Raw genomic sequence first — 3,718 nt, 5'->3', positions numbered from 1 at the left:
CATCAAAGACGCGCAGYCGGGTCGCCGTCATAATTCCGCAATCCTGAGGCAACGAACCTTTCCGCGGTTTCCGGCTTTCCTTGGGATGAGACCGCCACAGTGGGATCTGGGTCATGACGGAAAATACGCAGCGCGATGCCGCTCGGCGCAATCACCTCCTGGAAGCCGCGCTCGAGGAGATGGTCAAGTTCGAACGCAAGGAAAACGAGTTCCGCAAGAAGGACCGCGAGGAGCGCGCCGCCGAGCTCCGCCTTCCTCTCCACGAGATCAAGGTGCATTAGGCTGCTGGGCGCGACCGGACGGGCTTGCCCGCCGGGTGGTCTTCCCAACTAGGTATCTAAATACCTATTTGACAGATGTTGTCATCGGCCGCGAGGCCGAAACCGCCGCCTCAATTCTACTGTGCATGGGGTTGTTTTCGATATTTTTCGAAAACGGCCTGACGGCGACGGCGCCTGCTGGCGCGGATCCGGGCTCAGGACCCCGTCGCCGTTGTCCGCCGCGCCGTTGTTTGGCGCGCCTTGGCTGTCGCGATCGTCGGACCGGTCTAGAACAGAACCAGCAATGCGATGCCGATCACCAGCACCACGAACCCAGCCGCCGTCGCGGCGGCGAATGACCGCTCTACGTTATCCATGATGCCACCCCGTAGCCGGCGCGCCACGTTTCCCCCATGGCTTCGCCGAGCGGACGGAATCTGGCCGACGGGTGTGTCGCTAATTGTGCAATCGGATGTCCAAATTGGGACCGGTGCGGGGCCAGTCTGCGGCCTCTCAGGCGCGACTTTCGCGCGCGACGTCAGGCGCCTGTAAGCCGACTCTCGTAATATGCTCTTGCCCGGTGGACCAACACCGGGCCTCCATACCCAGTCGACGACCCCGCTCCGCCCCGAGCGGGGTTTTCTGTTTGCGGGCACGGACGGCGATGGAGCCGGCCCGGATCCGATCCGCCGGCTGTCAGGCTGCCGTAAGCTGAGCCGGTTACGGTCATCTCGCTATGGTGTTGCAGCCCAGCACCTCAGCCTCCAATAACCTCTCGCCCCGCTTGGCTCTCCCCAGGCGGGGCTTTTTTTCGTCTCTGCAATCCGGTCAGCCGGTCCCCTCCTCCCGCGTCAGCCGCAGCGCGAACGCGCGGATCGCGGGCGCCGCGAGCAGCACGACCGGCAGCATCGCCGCCCATGCGACATCCAGTGCTGAACGAACAGCATCGCGCTTTGCGCGGGAAAGCTGGCGATCCCCGCCGCGATCAGCGAGGTCAGGCCGGACTGGATGACGCCGAAGACGAAATGACTGTAGCGGCGGGGAATGCCGAGCATGATGCGCCCATGTTGCTGCCGTCGTCAGGCAAGCAAGGCATGTGCCGTGGATCGCACCGAGACCGGTTCGAGGCCTCCGCTTCGGACTCCTGTCGCGCGCGTTAGCGCGACGAATTCGCCAGCGGTCTGCGTCCCTTCGCCTCCGCGCGATCAGGCCGGCACGACAACCCCTCGAACCGCCAGAAGGTCACGACGCTGGTCCGGCCGCACTGCTCGCAGGGGAGCTTCTCGTCGCCGAGCATGTAGCGTCCGCGTCTGAACGCAACCGAAGAAGYGGGGTGCCGGCAATACGGACAGACCAGCGGGAAATTCCGTGCGCTCCAGCGCAACAGAAGATGTCTCAGCCAGTTCACGCGTTCCTCTTCTCCGACATCGCGTCCGTGCCGCCCTTCAACGCCAGAAGAGCATAGATGCACCGCACGCAAAAGTGGAAAAGAGCCGCAGGAACCCGGCCTGCTGACAGCTGGCGGTTCCGGTTCCACAGGGGCTGCGCCAGCGTCCGATCCGGGGTCTCGCCGGTCCCACTCGCCGCGATGGAGAATCGCGATTTCAGCGACCAACGCGCCGAATCGTTCCGTGGTTCTCCGACCAAGAACAGAGTTCCTGGGCATTGATCCGGGTTGCAGATGCCACGCAGCCATCAGCAAAACGCCGCCGCGACGGCGGCTCCCACATACGTCGCAGCGTCCGCTGGCGCGCGCCTTTCGGTATCCGATTTCGTTTGTTTCGGGCCGCGCGCGTTTTCGCGATTTCCGTGAATTATCCAAGACTTACCGGAAGATTTCACTTGTCGTCGGAATATTATGACGCCCAACATGTTTGCGGTCATGGAAAGTGAATCGTGGAGGTGACCATGAATCACAGGGGCATCGACTTCACCGTTGCCAAGACGGCGATTCCGGGCGTCTGGCAGTGGCAATTCCGCATCGGCGACCAGATCAAGACCGGCAAGACCGAGACGAAGATTGATCTGTTGGCGATCCGGCGGGTGCAGCTGCGCATCGATCGGGAGCTGAAGGCCATCGCACGCAAGACGGCCTGAACCGGCGGCTTTGAGAGCGCGCGCTCCTCCGCCCCAGCGGGCTTGGGCTTGCAGGAAGCCTGCGGCGTCGATGGCGGGTATTCCGTAGACGCCCGGAATTGATCTGCGTGCGGTTTGGGATTGAATTAAGCACGTTATGGCCTTGGGGACCTGGCCATCACGCGATCGGTGCCAATCATGCCGCATTACTTCTTTCGAATCCGGAACGGCCGCTATTCCGGCTGTGCGGATCAGGCGACGGAGTTTGCCGATCGCAATTCGGCCTGGAAGGAGATGACCAGCGTCTGCGCCGACATGGCCGCAGGCATCTCCCGCAAGCTCCAGGAAAATTCGGAGTGGCACATGGAGCTGCTCGACGAAGCCAAGGAACCGGTATTCCGGATCCGCATCGTCGCCGAATCTTTCGAATAGGCGGCACCGGTTCTAGTCGGCGCTGGGCAGCCGCCGCATGGTGAATTCGATTTCGCCGCCGGGCAATTCGCGCCAGTCCTCGACTTCGCTCATGTAACCGGCCTTGGGATAGCGCGCGAAGAAGGCCTGCGCTCTCGCTCGCGCCGCCGCGCGCGGCAAGGTGAAGGTCTCGCGCAGATAGCCGTCGCCGGCTTGATCGGTCGCCTTGCCGCCCGCCTTGCGCCGGCGGGCCATCCGCTCGGCGAGATCCTGCGGCCGATCGACGATGCCTCTCCTCGCCAACGCCTCGCCTCCTCTACGCAACACTCTTTCGGGAATGTAGGAAGCGGGGCGGGCGAAGTGGAGTCCCCGATCGGAGGCGCAAGCCGCCTCCGACCGGCATACGGTCAGTTGGCGGCCGTGCCGGCCTTGGTCTTCTTGGGCGCGCTGGTTGCGGCCGATGCCTTCGGCGCGGGCTGCTTCGGCGGATCGGAGCGCATGCCGCCCCAGGGATCGTTGGACGCCTTGGAGTCCGGAATCTTCTTCAGCGTTTCCTTGTAGGCCCTCTCGCGCTCGGCCTCGGCGGCCTTCTCCTCCGGGGTCTTGCTCGGGCCGTCCTGCAGCAAATTGAGATTGGGCATTTGCGCATAGGCCGGTCCCGCCAGCACGGCCAGCACCACGGCCGCCATACGGAAAAGCTTCATCATCCACTCCTTGATCATCCATGGAAGGGCGGATCACCCCGCGCCTTGTCATCCTTGTCACGTCCCGGTCACGACCTGGGGGTCGCTCGGGGCCGCATGGGCCCGCTAAAGYCGGTCAGATCTGCACGATTTCGGCGCGTTCAGCCAGTCGTCCCAGATCGGGCCGCATTTGGTGCATCCGTTCAGCGCGAGGCCCAGCGCGGCCAGACAAAAGACCAGGACACATCGACGCAACATCGTCCACCCCATTCCCAAGCGCGGCATCAT

The 3,718-nt window shown here is 63.7% G+C and carries 5 protein-coding genes and 1 pseudogene; 3 read left to right on the top strand and 3 right to left on the bottom strand.

What is annotated here, in order from left to right:
- The first annotated feature begins 113 nt into the window (after positions 1-113).
- On the top strand, positions 114-281 hold the full coding sequence (locus ACXJL8_RS36290; protein ID WP_456621267.1) for a hypothetical protein: 168 nt from the start codon (positions 114-116) through the stop codon (positions 279-281).
- Between the two features lie 807 nt (positions 282-1,088).
- On the opposite strand, the pseudogene ACXJL8_RS36285 reads toward ACXJL8_RS36290, so the two are convergent.
- Positions 1,089-1,315 (bottom strand): annotated as a pseudogene (locus ACXJL8_RS36285) (DUF2798 domain-containing protein).
- Between the two features lie 853 nt (positions 1,316-2,168).
- Here ACXJL8_RS36285 and ACXJL8_RS36280 point away from each other — a divergent pair.
- Complete coding sequence (locus tag ACXJL8_RS36280; RefSeq protein WP_456621266.1) at positions 2,169-2,357, top strand: hypothetical protein; 189 nt, start codon at positions 2,169-2,171, stop codon at positions 2,355-2,357.
- Positions 2,358-2,534: 177 nt separating this feature from the next.
- Positions 2,535-2,768 (top strand): DUF6894 family protein, encoded by a 234-nt coding sequence (locus ACXJL8_RS36275; protein ID WP_456621265.1) that lies wholly within the window; start codon positions 2,535-2,537, stop codon positions 2,766-2,768.
- Positions 2,769-2,780: 12 nt separating this feature from the next.
- Here ACXJL8_RS36275 and ACXJL8_RS36270 read toward each other — a convergent pair whose 3' ends face one another.
- Entirely contained in the window at positions 2,781-3,035 is a 255-nt protein-coding gene (locus tag ACXJL8_RS36270) for a hypothetical protein (protein WP_456621341.1), read from the bottom strand.
- 119 nt (positions 3,036-3,154) lie between these two features.
- Entirely contained in the window at positions 3,155-3,451 is a 297-nt protein-coding gene (locus ACXJL8_RS36265; protein WP_456621264.1) for a hypothetical protein, read from the bottom strand.
- Positions 3,452-3,718 lie beyond the last annotated feature (267 nt).

It is taken from the genome of Bradyrhizobium sp. P5_C11_2, from assembly GCF_054049755.1.
Note: the sequence above shows the minus strand (reverse complement) of the source record. Positions and strands in the feature narration are given on the sequence as shown.